This window comes from Piscibacillus salipiscarius JCM 13188 (genome assembly GCF_001311865.1).
In the GTDB taxonomy this organism is placed as follows: Bacteria; Bacillota; Bacilli; order Bacillales; family Alkalibacillaceae; genus Piscibacillus; species Piscibacillus salipiscarius.
In genome coordinates this window covers 1-16,078 of sequence record NZ_BBCD01000024.1, presented here as the reverse complement: position 1 = coordinate 16,078, position 16,078 = coordinate 1, and the positions used below count along the sequence as shown (strand labels likewise).

Here is a 16,078-nt window from a genome sequence, read left to right as displayed (position 1 = left end):
TTAGGCCCTCGCTTTCCACGGGGGACCCAGAACCACTTTTTCTTAGTTACATTTCGGACATAAGCCGTAAATTTCAAACTTATGATTTTCGATCAAATAGCCGTTAAAGTCTACATTTAAAAGATTCATAGGACATGATTTAATAGCCTTTGTTTTTCCGCAAGACTTACATATAAAATGGTGATGGTGTTCATCATGGCCACATGACAGTCTAAAGTGCTTTTCTCCACTAAGTTCAGTCGACTCTAGTATATTTAACTCACTAAAAGGTGTAAATTTCGATAGATGGTGTCATAGCTTATGCCGTTATATTTTCCACTTAGAAATTGTAAGACATCATTAGCTGTTCGATAACCATCTTCTTGATTAAAGAAGTTTAAAATATCTTCCCGTTTTGTTGTATACTTATAACCTTCTTCTTTTAAGATTGATAGAGCTTGATTAAGCTGCATAACCATCATCCTTTTTTAGTGTTCGTGAGGCTGTGATCTTCTTGAATAGTAGAATAAAGCCTAGTAGTAAAGCTGATGTAATGACAATCGTACCACCAGGCGGAATTTCAAAATAATAACCTGTTATGAGTCCTATTATAATAGCGACCTCACCAAACATAATACTATAAAAAATAGTCTGTTTAAAACTTTTCGCTAGTCTCATCGCTGTTGCAACAGGTAATGTCATCAGTGCTGATACGAGTAATACACCAACAATACGAATGGACGCTGATATGACAAGTGCTGTCATTAAGATAAATATAAAATTAAGCGTTTTAGCCTTAACACCAGACACAATCGCAAACTCAGAATCAAATGATAGGGCAAATAATTCTTTGTAGCTTAAAACAATAAATGATACGACTAACCATGTTATAAATAGAATTAAGCGTAAATCTTCGCTACTAATAGCTGCGATGGACCCAAATAAATAACTGTAAATATCAGTACTAATTCCATCAGCTAAGGCAATAAATACAATGCTTAACCCAACACCGACAGATAAAATAATCGGAATCGCAATTTCCTGGAAAGCTTTATAGACTTCGCGTAAATTTTCAATAATAAGTGCTCCTATTACTGAAAACAAAATGCCCGTATGAAATGGCGTGAAAATTAATAAAGTATATTTTGCATTAAAAGACCAAATGCCAGTCCAGCTAAGGTGACGTGAGACAAACCGTCTGCAATCATTGACTGGCGCCTTACGACAATAAAAGCACCTAATAAAGGGGCAATAAGTCCGACAAGCAATCCAGTATAAAAAGTGTTTCTTAATAATTCATATTGAAATAATGCATCTAACAACCTACTCGCCCCTTTCTAGTGATCGTGTGTGATGGTATTAATGTTGTGTCCATACAGTTTAGAACGTTGTTCATCTGGCATATTTTCAAAGTCATTCGGATTTCCGTGGTAGTGGATCGTCCTATTCAAACATAATAAATCTGTAACATAAGTCGTAATGGCTCCAATATCGTGTGAAACTAATACGAGTGTAATACCCAGATCTTGATTTAAACGTGACAATAGCTGATAAAATTGCTCGACGTTTTGTGAGTCCACGCCTACAGTTGGTTCATCTAAAATGAGAAGTTCAGGTTCATTTGCAATAGCTCTTGCGATAAAGACACGTTGCTGCTGTCCGCCAGACAAGTCACCAATGTTACGGTTAAGGTAATCCTCCATGTTGACTTGTTTAAGGGCGTGTTTAACTAGCTCTAATGTGTTTTTCTGACCTGGAAGTAATGGTTTTTGATTATGCATGACTCCCATGGATACTACTTCTTTTACAGTCGCTGGGAATCCACGTCCAAAAGAGTTTGCCTTCTGAGAAACATAACTAATGCGGCCTTTATTTTTAAACTTTTGAATGGGCTGGCCAAATGCTGAAATCTCACCACGCTGTAATTTTTCAATACCTAACAGCAGTTTGATTAAAGTGGTTTTGCCAGACCCGTTTGGCCCTACTAAACCTACGAATGAACCTTTATTAATTTCAAAAGTTATATTTTCAAGTACTGGTTGCTTTTCATAACGGTGGGATACATTCCTTACCGTTAAAATGGGTTTAGACATGTTAATCACCCTTTATCTCTTTTAATACATTTAAATTATCAATCATGATATCGTAGTAATCTTTATTTTGATTAATTTGTTCTTCAGTTCTTGAAGAGAGGTTACTTAGATAATATGGCGTAAGTTCCATTTCTTCCGCAATTGTTTTGGCTAAACGGTCTTCGGAGTTTGTTTCTAATATAATGTGCTCCAATTCCATATTTTCTATTTGGTCAAAAAGTTGCAGTAGTTCTTTCTGAGATGGCTCCTGAGATGACGACAGACCTCTAATTGAATATTGTTTAATTGGATAACGTTGTTCAAGATACGAAAAGGATTTATGAGTTACTAAGATGTTAATCTCATTTTCGAAACTTGATTGGTATTGCTGGTCTAAGTCGTTCATATTATCTTTAAAAGTTTCAAAGTTTTGTTTGAGTGTATCTTCTTGTTCAGGGTACATCGTGATTAGCTGATCAAGGATTACGTCACCCGCTTCAACCATTCTCGTTGGATCCAGCCAAAAGTGCGGATCAAATTCGCCGTGATTATGGCCTTCGTGTTCATCTTCATTAGACTCCGCTGTTACGGCCACTTCTTCGTTATGGATCGTTTCGAATAGATCGTGGTGCTTAGCGAGTTCTAAAGTCTGAACGCCTTCATTATTGACTGTTTCAGCCATTGTTTCAGAAAAGCTTTCCATTCCCTCACCGATATAGAAGAAACCGTCTGCCTCACTGAGCTCAAGCATCGTTTTGGTTGATGGTTCATATGAATGAGCGTCGGCTCCAGAAGGTACGACTGTCTCAACAGTGACCACATCAACGCCAATCTCTGAAACGATATACTCAATTGGATAAATCGAAGTCACAATTTTATGATGTTCGGTTTGATCTTCAGATGTTGAAGATGATGTGTTTTGACAAGCATATAAAAGAATAAGTCCAATAATCATTACGCTTAGTAATTTAATAATTTTCATAGTTGTATCCTCCAAAATATAATTCAATTCCTTGTTGACTTTTTTAGTTTATCGTAATGATTACGATTTGTAAATAGGAACGCTTACGATTTAGGTAATGTTTTGTGTTGAATGTATTTTGGGTATAATGACTATAGATTTAAATAGGAGGGATTAGTCATGTTTGATTATACAGTTACTACTAGTCAGTCGGTAGATGAAGCTGTTGAAGCGCTATCCAATTCATTAAAAGAAGTAAAGTTTGGTGTACTTTGGGATTTTGATGTAAAAGAAACACTTCATAACAAGGGATTTGATAATTTCACCCAAACATTTAGGATTTTAGAAGTTTGTAATCCAAAGGCTGCAAGTGAAGTGTTAGAAATGGAAGAAAAGGTCAGCTACTTCCTTCCTTGTAAAGTAGTTGTTTATTCTAGTAAGGATGGTAGTACTAAGATCGGAATGCCGAGACCTACTGTATTAATGGAAAACATCGATCAGCAAGACGTAAAAGATTTTGCTAAAGACATCGAGAAGACAATGATGAACGCAATTGATCAAGCAGCTAAATAATTAATGAAGCCCTTATTGTTGCCAGTGCAACGATAGGGGCTTTTTAGTGTTTGAATTTTTGGAGAAGCAAAAGAATCATTTTTCCCAAAATTTTAGTTATCTTTTTGTCGAAAAATGGTAAAATAGAAACCGGTTTCACATATATAGAAGCAATTGGGGGGGAACATCATGATTGAGAAGTTAATGCGTAAGTTTTTCTTATTCCTATCTAATAACAAGTTTTTTACTAAATTAGCCAAAAAGTATGGCTTTAAAAATGTTCGCGTCACGTTTTGTAGCGGGCGAAACGATAGAAGAAGCAGCAGAAGCTATTCGTGAGCTTAATAAAAAGGTATGACGGTCACACTAGACCATTTAGGGGAGTTTGTTAACGATGAAAACGAAGCTCGTGAACGTACAGAACAATGCGTACGTGCAATAGAGACCATCGCTAGTCAAAATCTAGATTCTCAGCTCTCACTAAAAATGACATCGATGGGCTTAGACATTTCTAAGGAACTCGTTATGAACAACATGCGTAAAATATTAGAAGCAGGGAAAAAGCATGGTGTTTTCGTAACGATTGATATGGAAGACTATGAACGCTGTCAATTAACATTAGATATATTTGAAGAATTAAAGCAAGAGTATGATGGTCTAGGAACAGTATTACAAGCTTACTTATACAGAACCGTTGATGACATTAAACACCTAGATCAATATAATCCGAATCTGCGTTTAGTTAAAGGGGCATATAAGGAATCACCTAAGGTAGCTTATCCAGATAAAAAAGATGTGGATGAGAATTTTAAAAAGATCATTAAACTGCACTTAACAAATGGAAATTATACGGCTGTCGCAACACATGATGATGCGATGATTGATTTCACAAAAGAGTTTGTGAATGAACAAGGGATCTCAAATGACCAGTTTGAATTTCAAATGTTATATGGTATTAGACAAGAACTTCAAGAGAAGCTAGTTAAAGAAGGCTATACGATGCGCGTTTATGTTCCTTATGGGAATGATTGGTTTGGCTATAATATGAGACGTCTAGCTGAACGTCCAGCTAACGTAGCCTTTGTGTTAAAAGGAATTTTCAAAAAATAATGATAAGTATTTGCGAAATATCTGAAAATATTTTATAGTTAAAGTAGATTATTTTATTGGGTAGTTTAACCTATCCAATATTTTTACCATAAAAATGAATGAGTATTCATTCAAGAACAGGGGGGAACATTTCATGAACCGTAAAATCAAGCGCGCAGCAGTATTAGGCTCTGGTGTGATGGGTTCTGGTATTGCCGCACACTTGGCTAACGTGGGAATCCCGACGCTCATGTTGGACATCGTGCCACGTGAACTAACTGAAGCTGAAAAGAAAAAAGGTTTAACATTAGAAGACCCAGCAGTACGTAATCGTATTGCAGCTAGTAATAAGGAGAAGCTTAAGAAGCAAAAACCATCTCCAATTACGAGTAAGAAGAGTCTTGATTTAATTCAAGTTGGTAACTTTGATGATCACATGGAGCAAATTAAAGACGTTGACTGGGTCATTGAAGTGGTTGTTGAAAACTTAGATATTAAGAAAAAGGTATATGAGCAAGTTGAAACCCATCGTACAGATGGCACTTTAGTGTCATCGAATACATCAGGTATTTCGATTAATGCGATGGCAGAAGGACGTTCAGAAGATTTTAAGAATCACTTCTTAGGAACGCACTTCTTTAACCCACCTCGCTACTTAAAGTTATTAGAAGTCATTCCGAATAAAGATACAGATCCAAAAGTCTTAGATTTTGTGAAAACATTTGGGGAAGACGTTCTTGGAAAAGGTGTTGTTGAAGCGAAAGACACTCCAAACTTCATCGCCAACCGTATTGGTACATACGGGCTACTAATAACGGTTAAAGAAATGTTAAAAGGCGGTTATTCGATTGGAGAAGTTGATTCTGTCACTGGTCCAATGATTGGTAGACCTAAGAGTGCAACTTTCCGTACTCTAGATGTAGTCGGCTTAGATACATTTGTCCATGTTGCGAAAAAATGTCTATGACAATGTCGATGGAAACGAAAAAGAAGCGTTTGTTATTCCTGAATTCATGAAGCAAATGAATGAAAAAGGCTGGCTTGGTGCCAAGTCAGGTCAAGGATTTTCCTGAAGAAAAAAGGTAAAGAAGGAAGCCAGATCTTAGAGTTAAATCCTGAGACATTAGATTATGAAGAACGTAAGAAATTAAAAACTCAAGCAACTGAAATGGCTAAGCAAGAAAAAGGTTCTAAACGTAAAGTACGTGCCATTGTAAATGCAAAAGGCGATCGTGCTGGAGACTTAGTTTGGAACATTTCCAAACCAACGCTAATTTACTCAGCTGAACTTTTAGGAGAAATTGCGGATGATATCAATGCCATTGACGAAGCGATGAAATGGGGCTTCGGCTGGGAGCTTGGACCTTTTGAAATGTGGGATGCTATTGGTGTTAAACAGTCAGTTGAACGCATGAAAGAAGAAGGTGTGACCGTTCCTGCATGGGTTGATGAAATGCTTGAGAAAGGCATTGAATCATTCTATAAAACGGAAAATGGTAAAGTGTACTTCTACCATAATGGTGAATATGTAGAAAAAGAAGTTAACCCTAAAGAAATAAACCTTAAGTTACACAAACAAGCTAATGGTGTTATTAAGAAAAAACGCTGGTGCTAGCTTAATAGACTTAGGCGATAACGTTGCCTTACTAGAATTCCATTCACAAAGCAATGCAATTGGTTTAGATACCATTCAAATGATCAACCAGTCGCTTGAGGAAGTGAATAAGAACTATAAGGGTCTAGTGATTGGAAACCAAGGTAAGAACTTCTGTGTTGGGGCAAATCTTGGCATGATGCTCATGGAAGCGCAAGATTTTAACTTCCCAGAGTTAGACATGGTCATTAGACAATTCCAACAAGCGATGATGAATATTAAATATAACGAAAAGCCAGTTGTTGCAGCTCCATTTGGTATGACCCTAGGCGGCGGTACTGAAGTTTGCTTGCCAGCCCACAGCGTTCAAGCTTCACAAGAAACTTACATGGGTCTTGTTGAAGTTGGAGTCGGCCTCATTCCTGGTGGTGGCGGTAACAAAGAATACTATATTCAGCAGCTTAAAGGGCTTCCTGAAGGCGTAGATTTTGACCTTCAGAAAGTAACGAATGATGTATTCGAAAAGATTGCAATGGCTAAAGTTTCTACATCTGCCGCTGAAGCATTTGAAAACGGTTTATTAGATGAAAGAACAGACAGTATTAGCGTAAATGGAGACCACTTAATTCATGATGCTAAGCAAAAAGTTTTAAGCTTACACAACGCTGGTTTTAACCCGCCAAAACGTGAAAAAGTACCAGTTGTTGGTGAAGCGGGTTACGCAACGATGCTACTTGGTGCAAAAGGACTTGCAAACAGTGGCTATGCATCTGAATATGACCTTAAGATTGCTGAGAAACTAGCATTTGTTCTAGCAGGCGGTCGTCTGAAATACGGAACGTTAGTTGATGAACAATACTTACTTGATTTAGAGCGTGAAGCGTTCTTAAGCTTAATTGGTGAAGCGAAGACTCAGCAGCGTATGCAGCACATGCTATTAAAAGGAAAACCATTACGTAACTAATCGTTCGTTAAAGAGTTAAATCTCGAATAGAAGAGGGGGAACCATTTTGAGAGAAGCAGTTATTGTAGCGGGTGCCAGAACACCTGTAGGTAAAGCGAAAAAAGGAACACTTGCTAATACACGCCCTGATGATCTAGCAGCGCTTACGGTTAAAGAAACATTAAAACGCGCAAACAACTATGATGGACCGATTGACGATGTGATCATGGGATGTGCGATGCCAGAAGCAGAACAAGGGATGAACATGGCACGTAATATTGCAGGTCTTGCTGGACTACCTAATGATGTACCGGGTATTACCATCAACCGTTATTGCTCATCAGGTTTACAAAGTATCGCTTATGCAGCTGAACGTATTATGGTCGGAGGTAGTGAAGCGATTATAGCAGGCGGAGCTGAATCAATGAGCCTAATTCCGATGGGAGGCCATGTGATTAAACCAAACCTTGAGTTGGTTCAGAACGCTCCTGGTTATTATATGTCAATGGGGCATACAGCAGAGGAAGTTGCTCAACGTTTGGTGTATCTCGTGAAGATCAAGATGAATTCGCTGCTCGTAGTCACGAACGTGCTGCGAAAGCATTACAAGAAGGTAAATTTGATGACGAAATCGTTCCAGTTAAGGTAACAAACCGTGAGCTAGGTCCTGATAACAAAGTAAAAGAAACAACAGTTACGCTTGACCGTGACGAAGGTGTACGTGCCGGAACGACAAAAGATATTCTAGGAAAGCTAAAACCTGCATTTAATGTAAAAGGAAGTGTTACAGCAGGTAACTCATCACAAATGAGTGATGGCGCGGCATCTGTTTTAGTGATGGATCGTGAAAAGGCTGAAAAAGAAGGACTTAAACCAATCTTAAAGTTCCATTCATTTACGGTAGCAGGTGTAGAGCCTGAAATCATGGGCGTCGGTCCTGTAAAAGCCATACCAAAAGCTGTAGAACAAGCAGGTTTAACACTAGATGACATTGGCTTATTCGAATTAAATGAAGCGTTCGCCTCTCAGTCGTTACAAGTTATTCGTGAGCTTGGCTTAAACGAAGATATTGTTAACGTCAATGGTGGTGCAATTGCTTTAGGTCACCCACTAGGTTGTACGGGTACCAAACTAACCATTTCACTTATGAACGAAATGAAGCGTCGTGATGTGAAATATGGTGTCGTAACAATGTGTATTGGCGGCGGCATGGGCGCTGCTGGAGTATTTGAATTACTTTAATATCCAAGGGGGATTTTAAAATGAGTGAAACAACTGAAAAAGTATTTAAGGGTGGCGGCTTCTTAGTCGAAGATGTGAAGGCTGAAGATATTTTAACGCCTGAAGATTTTACTGAAGAACATAAGATGATTGCGAGAACGACTGAAGAGTATGTGAAGAATGAAGTATGGCCAGTGATTGATAACTTAGAAAACCATGAGTTTGATAAGTCAGTTGATTTATTAAAGAAAGCAGGGGAACTTGGTCTATTAGGTGCAGATGTTCCTGAAGAATATGGTGGTTTAGAGCTTGATAAAATCACGTCTTCACTAATTACTGAAAAAATGTCACTAGCTGGTGGTTTTTCAATTACACACGGTGCACATGTTGGTATTGGTTCACTTCCAATCGTATTTTTCGGAAATGAAGAGCAAAAGCAAAAATATTTACCTGCTTTAGCAACGGGTGAAAAATTAGCAGCCTATGCCTTAACTGAGCCAGGTTCTGGATCAGATGCATTAGGTGCAAAGACGACAGCGAAATTAAATGAAGCTGGAACTCACTACGTATTAAACGGAGAAAAACAGTGGATTACCAACTCTGCTTTCGCAGATGTGTTCGTTGTTTATGCGAAAATTGATGGCGAGAAATTCACAGCATTTATCGTTGAACGTGAATTCCCAGGCGTATCAACAGGTGCTGAAGAGAAGAAAATGGGTATTAAATCGTCTTCTACTCGTACCTTAATCTTAGAAGATGCTGAAGTACCAGTTGAGAACGTTTTAGGCGAAATTGGTCGCGGACACGTGATCGCATTCAACATCCTAAACGTTGGACGTTACAAGCTAGCAATTGGCGGCGTTGGTGGCGCTAAGCACGCGATTGAAGTGGCAACTAAATATGCTAATGAGCGTAAACAGTTCAACACACCAATTTCTAAATTCCGTCTTATTCAAGAGAAACTAGCAAGCGTTGCGGCAAACACGTATGCAAACGAAAGTGCAGTTTACCGTACAGTTGGTTTATTCGAACAGCGTTTAGGCGGCCTTACGAAAGAGCAGCTTAACGAAGGTAATGAAGTTGCGAAAAGTATCGCAGAATACGCAATTGAGTGCTCCATGAACAAATATATGGCAACTGAATTACTAGACTTTGCAGTAGATGAAGCAGTTCAAATCCACGGTGGTTATGGCTTCATGCAAGAATATGAAGTTGAGCGTATGTACCGCGACTCGCGTATCAACCGTATTTTCGAAGGTACAAACGAAATCAACCGTATGCTAGTACCTGGAACTTTCATGAAGAAGGCCATGAAAGGTGAACTTCCTTTATTACAAAAAGCTCAAGGCCTACAAGAAGAACTCATGACAATGATGCCTGAACCTGTTGGCGATGAGCCACTTGAGCAAGAATACTACCTACTTAAGAATGCTAAGAAAATTGGTTTATTAGTAGCAGGTATTGCAGCTCAGAAATACGGTGAAAAGCTTGAGCAAGAGCAAGAGTTATTAGTGAACATTGCAGACGTTGCTGCTGAGATTTATAACATGGAATCAGCGATTCTACGTACGCAAAAATCATTAGATAGCGCTGGTTCTGAGAAGAGCAAGCAGAAACTTAACTTAACTCAAGTTTACGTACAAGAAGCGTTTAACCGCATTGAAGCTCACGCGAAAGAAACATTAATCGCAAGCGATGAAGGTGACAGCCTACGCATGATGCTAGGTGCACTTCGCAAGCTTACTCGTCACGATCCAATTAACGTGATTGAGAAGAAGCGTGAAATCGCAGCTGCGATTATCGACGCTGAAAAATATGTTGTTTAATTTATAAGGTAAACAGCCGGGTGTGCTCCCGGCTGTTTTTTTAATAGGAGTGAGTTACACCCATAGGAATGTGGAACACACCCATAGGAAAGGAAAAACACACCCATAGGGAAGCGAAACACACCTATAGGAATGGGATAAACGCCCATAAGAGGACGAAACACAGCTAAAGAAAGCTAATCCGCTAATAACTAAACCTCAATAGCAACACTTTAAATATCCGAATCCTAAATTTTTATGTTATGATACCAATTAGGAGGTGCTCTCATGGGTTTAAAAGTCTATCAGTACCCGAAATGCGGGACATGCCGTAAAGCGTTAAAATGGTTAGATGAAAATGGAGTTGAGTATGATTCCATACATATTGTTGACAATCCTCCGTCTCAAGAGGAGTTAAAGAGTTTTATTCAGAAAAGCGAGCTTCCAGCCAAAAGTTTTTTAACACGTCTGGGAAAAAGTACAGAGAGCTAGGACTTAAAGACAAGTTAAAAGGTATGTCTGAAGATGAGATGACCGAACTTTTGGCTTCAGATGGAATGTTGATCAAGCGGCCGATTGTAACAGATGGCCAAAACGTAACAGTCGGGTTCAAAGAAGAAACTTTTGAGGAAACTTGGAAATAACTTAATTAATATTGTGTAAAAAATCAGTATTTTGTTGTATCATTAACTTTAGATATTGAAAAGTTGGAGGGTTAAGAAATGAGCTTACCGAAAGAGTATCGTTATTCTAAAGAACACGAATGGGTAAAAGTTGAAGGAGACAAAGTTAGAATTGGAATTACAGAATTCGCACAAGATGAACTAGGCGACATCGTATTCGTTGAACTACCAGAAGTAGGAGACGAACTAGAATTAGATGAGCCGTTCGGTAGCGTTGAATCTGTTAAAACAGTTTCTGAGCTTTACGCTCCAGTTTCAGGTAAGATTGTTGAAATTAATGAAGAGCTTGAAGATAGTCCTGAATTAGTAAACGAATCACCATTCGAAAAAGCTTGGATGGTTGTTGTTGAACTAAGTGACGATTCTCAGCTAGATGACTTAATGGACGCAGATGAATATCAAGAAATGACAGATTCTGAGTAATCTCGAAAAAAGGCTGATCCTATTGGGTCGGCTTTTCTTATATCTAAACATAATGACTAGTTTAAATAAATGGTGAGAATATAAATAATACTAAGCGAAATGTCGCTCAATGATGATAGATGGTGATGACATGGATGAATTACCGAGAGTGTTAATTGTAGAGGGTAAACAGGATCGTAAAAAGATTCAGAAGATCTTAGATGATGAAGATGTTTTTATACTTTGTACATTTGGAACTTTAGGTATTGACGCACTTGAAGAGCTTGTGGATGATTATCAATTGTTCGAACGAGATGTGTATATTTTCACCGATACGGATGAGCCTGGTAAAAAGTTACGAAAAATGTTAAATCAAGAGCTATCCCATGCTGAGAACATTTATATTGATAAAAAGTACCGCGAAGTTGAGGATGCACCTGAGAATGTGTTAGCATCTTTATTATTGTCAGCTAATATGAAAGTCAAAACGGAGTACTTGAAAGGGTTTTAATCGTGATTGAAATAAGCCAGAAACAAGCTCACTTTATAACCCAAAAAAGGACTATCACATCGTGTTTGTGAATAGTCCTTTCTGCGGGACGTGTAAAGTAGCTCGGCGAATGCTTGAATATATTGAAGAAACTTTAGAACAAGATAAATTTTATGAACTTAATGCAACGTTAGCACCTGACTGGGTGCAAGCACATGAAGTGACAAGCGTTCCATGCTTGATGGTATTTAGACAAGGCGAGCTTAAAGATCGATTGTACACATTTCATTCTGTTCCATACTTATTGAAAGAAATGGGGCCTTACTTAGTTTAAGGCCTCGCTTAATTTATGAACGATGGAGACGAATTCAGCTTGATCTCCAAAATGTCCAACGACTTGTCCCTCTTTATCTATAATGATGGTTGTTGGAACACCTTCACATTCGTATAGGTCATAAACTTCTCGTCCGTTATCTTTTAGAACAGGTTCTGTTAAAAATTGTTCCTGATATTTTAGCGCTTCTTCTTCACCATGCTCACGACTCGTAACATTAATCGTCAGCATTTCTAATTCATCATTGCGAGATGTTTTATAGAACTGCTCTTTTTAGGAAGGTCACGAGCGCAGTCAGGGCACCATGACACCCAAAAGTTATTAGAACGACTTTTTTTCCTAATACATCTTCTAAATTAAATGTTTGGTTAGGACTATCTAGGAAAGGAAGTTCGAAAATTGGTGCTTTCATTGTTGATCATCCTTTAATAAGATTTTATTATTGACTTGTCTACATTACCATGCTAACATAAAAATCAATCAAATTAATAAAACATGATTTCTTATCCAGAGAGGCGGAGGGAACTGGCCCTGCGAAGCCCGGCAACCATTAGGATATTCCTAACAGGTGCTAATTCCAGCAATGAAGAGATTCATTGCAAGATAAGAAAAGTGACGGTGAATTCGGCTCTTTTCTTGCGCTTGCATGAAAAGGGCTTTTTATTTTTCGTCCTAAGAATATTCACTAAGATGATTTATATATAAAAATATACAAATAATACTCTTATCCAGAGAGGTGGAGGGACTGGCCCTACGAAGCCCGGCAACCATCAGGTGTTCCTGACAGGTGCTAATTCCTGCAAAGTATGATGCTTTGGTAGATAAGAGAACGGATGTACCTTTCTGTTCTCTTATGAACGGAAAGGTCTTTTTACTGATTAAATCATTAATGATTAAAAGGGTTAAAGGGAGATTTTTACATGATTTCAATTAAAGGATTGTCAAAGGTCTTTAAAACAAAACATCAAGAAGTTAAAGCCGTCGATGATGTGTCTATTAACATAGATAAAGGTGAGATTTTCGGTGTCATTGGTTACAGTGGCGCGGGGAAAAGTACTTTCATTAGATTGATTAACCGCTTAGAGGAACCAACGAACGGGGACGTTACGATTAATCAGACCAATATTACAAGCTTAAATATAGGCAAGCTTCGTAAAGAGCGCCAGAAAATCGGGATGATTTTTCAGCACTTTAATCTGCTTTGGTCAAGAACAGTGTTTGAGAACATTGCTTTCCCGCTTGAAATTGCGGGTGTTTCAAAATCAGAACGTAAAGAGAAAGTATCTGAATTAATCGAGCTTGTTGGTCTGAAGGGAAGAGAAAATTCTTATCCATCTCAATTAAGTGGCGGTCAAAAGCAGCGCGTTGGGATTGCCAGAGCGCTGGCAAATGATCCAGACGTCTTACTTTGTGATGAGGCAACTTCTGCATTAGACCCAGAAACAACGGATGATATTTTGGATCTTCTTGTATCTATTAATAAAAAACTAAACTTAACGATTATCATGATCACTCACGAGATGCATGTGATTCAGAAAATTTGTCACCGCGTAGCTGTTATGGATCAAGGCAAGGTCGTTGAACAAGGTGACGTGTTAGATGTATTTGTGAAACCGCAGTCTAAAACTGCTAAGCGCTTTGTGCAGCAACTCAGTCCACTCGAGCATAACCAAGAAGGTTTACATCGATTCGTCACTAACGATTCAAATAGCGAAGTGGTTAAACTTCACTTCATCGGTAATGATGCAAAGCGGGCACTCATTTCAGATGTATTAAGAAAGTACGTTGTTGACATTAACATTTTACAAGGTTCCATTTCGCCAACTCAAGAAGGAGCTTATGGAACGCTTTATGTTGAGATTAGTGGCGATCAAAAGGTTATCACCGAAACGATCAACTATATTCAGTCATCGGGTGTGGAAGTTGAGGTGATTCAAGATGTTGACTGATTTATTTCCAAATGTACAAATGGATGAAATGTGGACAGCCACTTACGAAACTTTATACATGACGATTATTTCAGTGATTGGCACATTGATTCTTGGAATTTTATTAGGTCTTTTATTGTTTTTAACTGAGAAAGGGAACTTGTGGCAAAATAAATTGTTAAATGGCGTGACAGCAACAGTCGTCAACGTTTTCCGTGCTATACCGTTTATAATACTAATCTTATTGTTATTCCCATTTACGGACTTCTTAATGGGAACGATTAGGGGCCCTAAAGCAGCACTACCAGCTTTGATTATTGGCGCAGCACCTTTCTATGCAAGACTTGTAGAAATTGCATTTAAAGAAGTTGACAAGGGAGTCATTGAAGCAGCGAAGTCAATGGGAGCAAAGACTCGAACGATTATCTTTAAAGTGTTGCTTCCAGAATCGATGCCGGCGCTAATCTCAGGAATTACGGTTACTGCCATTGCCCTTATCAGTTATACAGCAATGGCCGGAGTTATCGGTGCGGGAGGTCTAGGGGACCTTGCTTATTTGAAAGGGTTTCAAAGGCGAGATATTGATGTTGTCGTTGCTTGTACAATCTTTATTGTAGTTATTGTTTTTATTTTTCAATTCATTGGAGATTTCCTATCCAAAACATTAGATAAACGTTAGTAAGTTGTTTACAACTGAACATAAATAAAAAGAAGATATTGAAGGGAGCTTTTTAAAATGAAAAAAATAAGCGCACTATTTTATTCGGTTTATTATCATTAGTTTTAGTCGCATGCGGTACTTCTGGTGAATCAGGAAATGCAGGAGATTCAGGAAGTTCAGAAGAAGAATCAAACGAAATCACAGTAGGTGCAACAAGTGTTCCGCACGCTGAAATACTAGAAGAAGCTAAACCATTATTAGAGGGAAAAGGAATCACATTAAATATTGAGTCATATCAAGATTATGTGTTACCAAATGAAGATTTAAGTAACGGTACTTTAGATGCTAATTACTTTCAGCACATTCCGTATTTGAAAGATCAAAAGAAAGAATTCGGGTATGACTTTGTTAATTTAGGCGGCATTCATATTGAGCCAATGGGAATTTACTCAAAAAATATCAAAAGTGTTGATGACATTAAAGAAGGAACCACTGTACTACTAAGCCGTTCAGTTGCGGACCATGGTCGTGTGCTAGCATTACTGCAAAATCACGATTTAATAAAAATTAAAGAAGGGATAGACCCAGTTTCAGCAACGCTAGATGATATTGCTGAAAACCCATTAAATCTAAAATTTGATGCTAGTATTGAAGCAGGTTTATTACCAGAGTTCTATAACCGCGAAGAGAATGCATTAGTTGCGATTAACACAAACTACGCGATTGAAGCAGGACTTGTACCTGAAGAAGATGCCATTATTTTAGAAGGTTCGGATTCACCTTATGTTAATGTTATTGCAGCTCGTAGTGAAGATGAGAATAACGAAAACCTTCAAACGTTAGTTGAGGTACTTCGTTCTGAAGAAATTCAAGACTTTATTAAGGAAGAATATGATGGAGCTGTTGTTCCTGTAAGCAAATAAAGTTAAATTTTTTGTAATTGATAACTACAAAGAGGATTTAACTCAAAAATAAAGGGTAAGGATATGAGTAAGGATAAACCACTCATATCCTTTTTAATTGTTATTAAAGAGGATATATGGAGTTTTGGTATAAATTCAGCACATGGTAATATAATAACTGTAATTAAAAGAAAGGAATGATTTAGTCATTTTAAAACGACAATGAGATTGATCTGACGTACACAAGCGAAATGGAGAAAGCCATGCAACAATCGCATGGAGTTGGTTACACGGAGTATAGTCAGAAGCTCGAGAAACGATTACAAATTGAAAAAGAACGTGAGAAGAACTATAGAGAGAGTCGACGCCTCGTATCAGAAGTCGACCGTCAAATACATCGATAAAATAAGAAATGAGGCTGGGACATAACCCAGTAAAATAAAAAATTGTGGATGACATTAC

At 38.0% G+C, this 16,078-nt stretch carries 13 protein-coding genes, 6 pseudogenes and 2 riboswitches; of the genes and pseudogenes, 13 read left to right on the top strand and 6 right to left on the bottom strand.

Annotated features, from left to right (window positions below; all coding sequences use genetic code 11):
* Positions 1-42: 42 nt before the first annotated feature.
* From JCM13188_RS14125 to JCM13188_RS14110, 4 genes and pseudogenes are all read right to left on the bottom strand, one after another.
* Positions 43-452, bottom strand: a pseudogene (locus JCM13188_RS14125) (Fur family transcriptional regulator).
* Positions 442-1,301: pseudogene (locus tag JCM13188_RS14120) on the bottom strand (metal ABC transporter permease). The pseudogenes JCM13188_RS14125 and JCM13188_RS14120 overlap by 11 nt, the downstream one beginning before the upstream one ends.
* A 15-nt stretch (positions 1,302-1,316) precedes the next feature.
* Complete coding sequence (locus JCM13188_RS14115) at positions 1,317-2,072, bottom strand: metal ABC transporter ATP-binding protein (RefSeq protein WP_054754685.1); 756 nt, start codon at positions 2,070-2,072, stop codon at positions 1,317-1,319.
* Position 2,073: 1 nt separating this feature from the next.
* Positions 2,074-3,033 carry a metal ABC transporter solute-binding protein, Zn/Mn family gene (locus tag JCM13188_RS14110; RefSeq protein ID WP_054754669.1) on the bottom strand — a complete coding sequence of 320 codons (960 nt, stop codon included), beginning with the start codon at positions 3,031-3,033 and terminating at the stop codon, positions 2,074-2,076.
* A 159-nt stretch (positions 3,034-3,192) separates the two neighbouring features.
* On the opposite strand from JCM13188_RS14110, the gene JCM13188_RS14105 reads away from it, so the two are divergent.
* The 9 genes and pseudogenes from JCM13188_RS14105 (at position 3,193) to JCM13188_RS14065 (ending at position 12,125) form a co-directional block, all read left to right on the top strand.
* On the top strand, positions 3,193-3,585 hold the full coding sequence (locus tag JCM13188_RS14105) for a DUF302 domain-containing protein (RefSeq protein ID WP_054754668.1): 393 nt from the start codon (positions 3,193-3,195) through the stop codon (positions 3,583-3,585).
* Between the two features lie 171 nt (positions 3,586-3,756).
* Positions 3,757-4,674: pseudogene (locus JCM13188_RS14100) on the top strand (proline dehydrogenase family protein).
* A gap of 133 nt (positions 4,675-4,807) precedes the next feature.
* Positions 4,808-7,211 (top strand): annotated as a pseudogene (locus JCM13188_RS14095) (3-hydroxyacyl-CoA dehydrogenase/enoyl-CoA hydratase family protein).
* A gap of 46 nt (positions 7,212-7,257) precedes the next feature.
* Positions 7,258-8,432, top strand: a pseudogene (locus JCM13188_RS14090) (acetyl-CoA C-acetyltransferase).
* A gap of 20 nt (positions 8,433-8,452) precedes the next feature.
* Positions 8,453-10,237, top strand: coding sequence for an acyl-CoA dehydrogenase FadE (locus JCM13188_RS14085; protein WP_054754667.1), 1,785 nt, complete (start codon positions 8,453-8,455; stop codon positions 10,235-10,237).
* Between the two features lie 267 nt (positions 10,238-10,504).
* Positions 10,505-10,860 (top strand): annotated as a pseudogene (locus JCM13188_RS14080) (arsenate reductase family protein).
* 78 nt (positions 10,861-10,938) lie between these two features.
* A complete protein-coding gene (gene gcvH / locus JCM13188_RS14075; RefSeq protein ID WP_054754666.1) occupies positions 10,939-11,322 on the top strand; it encodes a glycine cleavage system protein GcvH in 384 nt (127 codons plus the stop codon).
* A 130-nt stretch (positions 11,323-11,452) separates the two neighbouring features.
* Complete coding sequence (locus tag JCM13188_RS14070; protein WP_279401895.1) at positions 11,453-11,812, top strand: toprim domain-containing protein; 360 nt, start codon at positions 11,453-11,455, stop codon at positions 11,810-11,812.
* A 58-nt stretch (positions 11,813-11,870) separates the two neighbouring features.
* Positions 11,871-12,125, top strand: coding sequence for a thioredoxin family protein (locus tag JCM13188_RS14065; protein ID WP_054754665.1), 255 nt, complete (start codon positions 11,871-11,873; stop codon positions 12,123-12,125).
* On the opposite strand, the gene JCM13188_RS19480 is transcribed toward JCM13188_RS14065, so the two are convergent.
* Positions 12,117-12,356 (bottom strand): thioredoxin domain-containing protein, encoded by a 240-nt coding sequence (locus tag JCM13188_RS19480; protein ID WP_279401894.1) that lies wholly within the window; start codon positions 12,354-12,356, stop codon positions 12,117-12,119. The genes JCM13188_RS14065 and JCM13188_RS19480 overlap by 9 nt on opposite strands.
* A gap of 25 nt (positions 12,357-12,381) precedes the next feature.
* Positions 12,382-12,537: a hypothetical protein gene (locus tag JCM13188_RS19475; RefSeq protein ID WP_279401893.1), complete on the bottom strand. Its 156-nt coding sequence runs from the start codon at positions 12,535-12,537 to the stop codon at positions 12,382-12,384.
* Between the two features lie 88 nt (positions 12,538-12,625).
* Positions 12,626-12,735, top strand: a riboswitch (SAM riboswitch).
* A 111-nt stretch (positions 12,736-12,846) separates the two neighbouring features.
* Positions 12,847-12,953, top strand: a riboswitch (SAM riboswitch).
* A 92-nt stretch (positions 12,954-13,045) separates the two neighbouring features.
* Here JCM13188_RS19475 and JCM13188_RS14055 point away from each other — a divergent pair.
* The 4 genes from JCM13188_RS14055 to JCM13188_RS19470 all read left to right on the top strand — a co-directional run bounded on the left by JCM13188_RS14055 (position 13,046) and on the right by JCM13188_RS19470 (position 16,020).
* On the top strand, positions 13,046-14,074 hold the full coding sequence (locus JCM13188_RS14055; RefSeq protein ID WP_054754664.1) for a methionine ABC transporter ATP-binding protein: 1,029 nt from the start codon (positions 13,046-13,048) through the stop codon (positions 14,072-14,074).
* Positions 14,064-14,732, top strand: a complete 669-nt coding sequence (locus JCM13188_RS14050; protein WP_054754663.1) for a methionine ABC transporter permease — start codon at positions 14,064-14,066, stop codon at positions 14,730-14,732. Before JCM13188_RS14055 ends, JCM13188_RS14050 begins: the two co-directional genes overlap by 11 nt.
* A gap of 77 nt (positions 14,733-14,809) precedes the next feature.
* Positions 14,810-15,637, top strand: a complete 828-nt coding sequence (locus JCM13188_RS14045) for a MetQ/NlpA family ABC transporter substrate-binding protein (RefSeq protein WP_054754662.1) — start codon at positions 14,810-14,812, stop codon at positions 15,635-15,637.
* A gap of 242 nt (positions 15,638-15,879) precedes the next feature.
* The gene (locus JCM13188_RS19470; RefSeq protein ID WP_279401910.1) at positions 15,880-16,020 is read left to right on the top strand and encodes a YuzK family famiily protein; all 141 of its coding nucleotides are present in this window, start codon (positions 15,880-15,882) and stop codon (positions 16,018-16,020) included.
* Positions 16,021-16,078 lie beyond the last annotated feature (58 nt).

What these genes read in the sequence shown, in the direction of transcription:
- JCM13188_RS14115 (WP_054754685.1), bottom strand. Translation starts at nt 2,072, where the DNA reads ATGTCTAAACCCATTTTAACGGTAAGGAATGTATCCCACCGTTATGAA.
- JCM13188_RS14110 (WP_054754669.1), bottom strand. Translation starts at nt 3,033, where the DNA reads ATGAAAATTATTAAATTACTAAGCGTAATGATTATTGGACTTATTCTT.
- JCM13188_RS14105 (WP_054754668.1), top strand. Translation starts at nt 3,193, where the DNA reads ATGTTTGATTATACAGTTACTACTAGTCAGTCGGTAGATGAAGCTGTT.
- JCM13188_RS14085 (WP_054754667.1), top strand. Translation starts at nt 8,453, where the DNA reads ATGAGTGAAACAACTGAAAAAGTATTTAAGGGTGGCGGCTTCTTAGTC.
- gcvH (WP_054754666.1), top strand. Translation starts at nt 10,939, where the DNA reads ATGAGCTTACCGAAAGAGTATCGTTATTCTAAAGAACACGAATGGGTA.
- JCM13188_RS14070 (WP_279401895.1), top strand. Translation starts at nt 11,453, where the DNA reads ATGGATGAATTACCGAGAGTGTTAATTGTAGAGGGTAAACAGGATCGT.
- JCM13188_RS19480 (WP_279401894.1), bottom strand. Translation starts at nt 12,356, where the DNA reads ATGCTGACGATTAATGTTACGAGTCGTGAGCATGGTGAAGAAGAAGCG.
- JCM13188_RS19475 (WP_279401893.1), bottom strand. Translation starts at nt 12,537, where the DNA reads ATGAAAGCACCAATTTTCGAACTTCCTTTCCTAGATAGTCCTAACCAA.
- JCM13188_RS14055 (WP_054754664.1), top strand. Translation starts at nt 13,046, where the DNA reads ATGATTTCAATTAAAGGATTGTCAAAGGTCTTTAAAACAAAACATCAA.
- JCM13188_RS14050 (WP_054754663.1), top strand. Translation starts at nt 14,064, where the DNA reads ATGTTGACTGATTTATTTCCAAATGTACAAATGGATGAAATGTGGACA.
- JCM13188_RS19470 (WP_279401910.1), top strand. Translation starts at nt 15,880, where the DNA reads ATGCAACAATCGCATGGAGTTGGTTACACGGAGTATAGTCAGAAGCTC.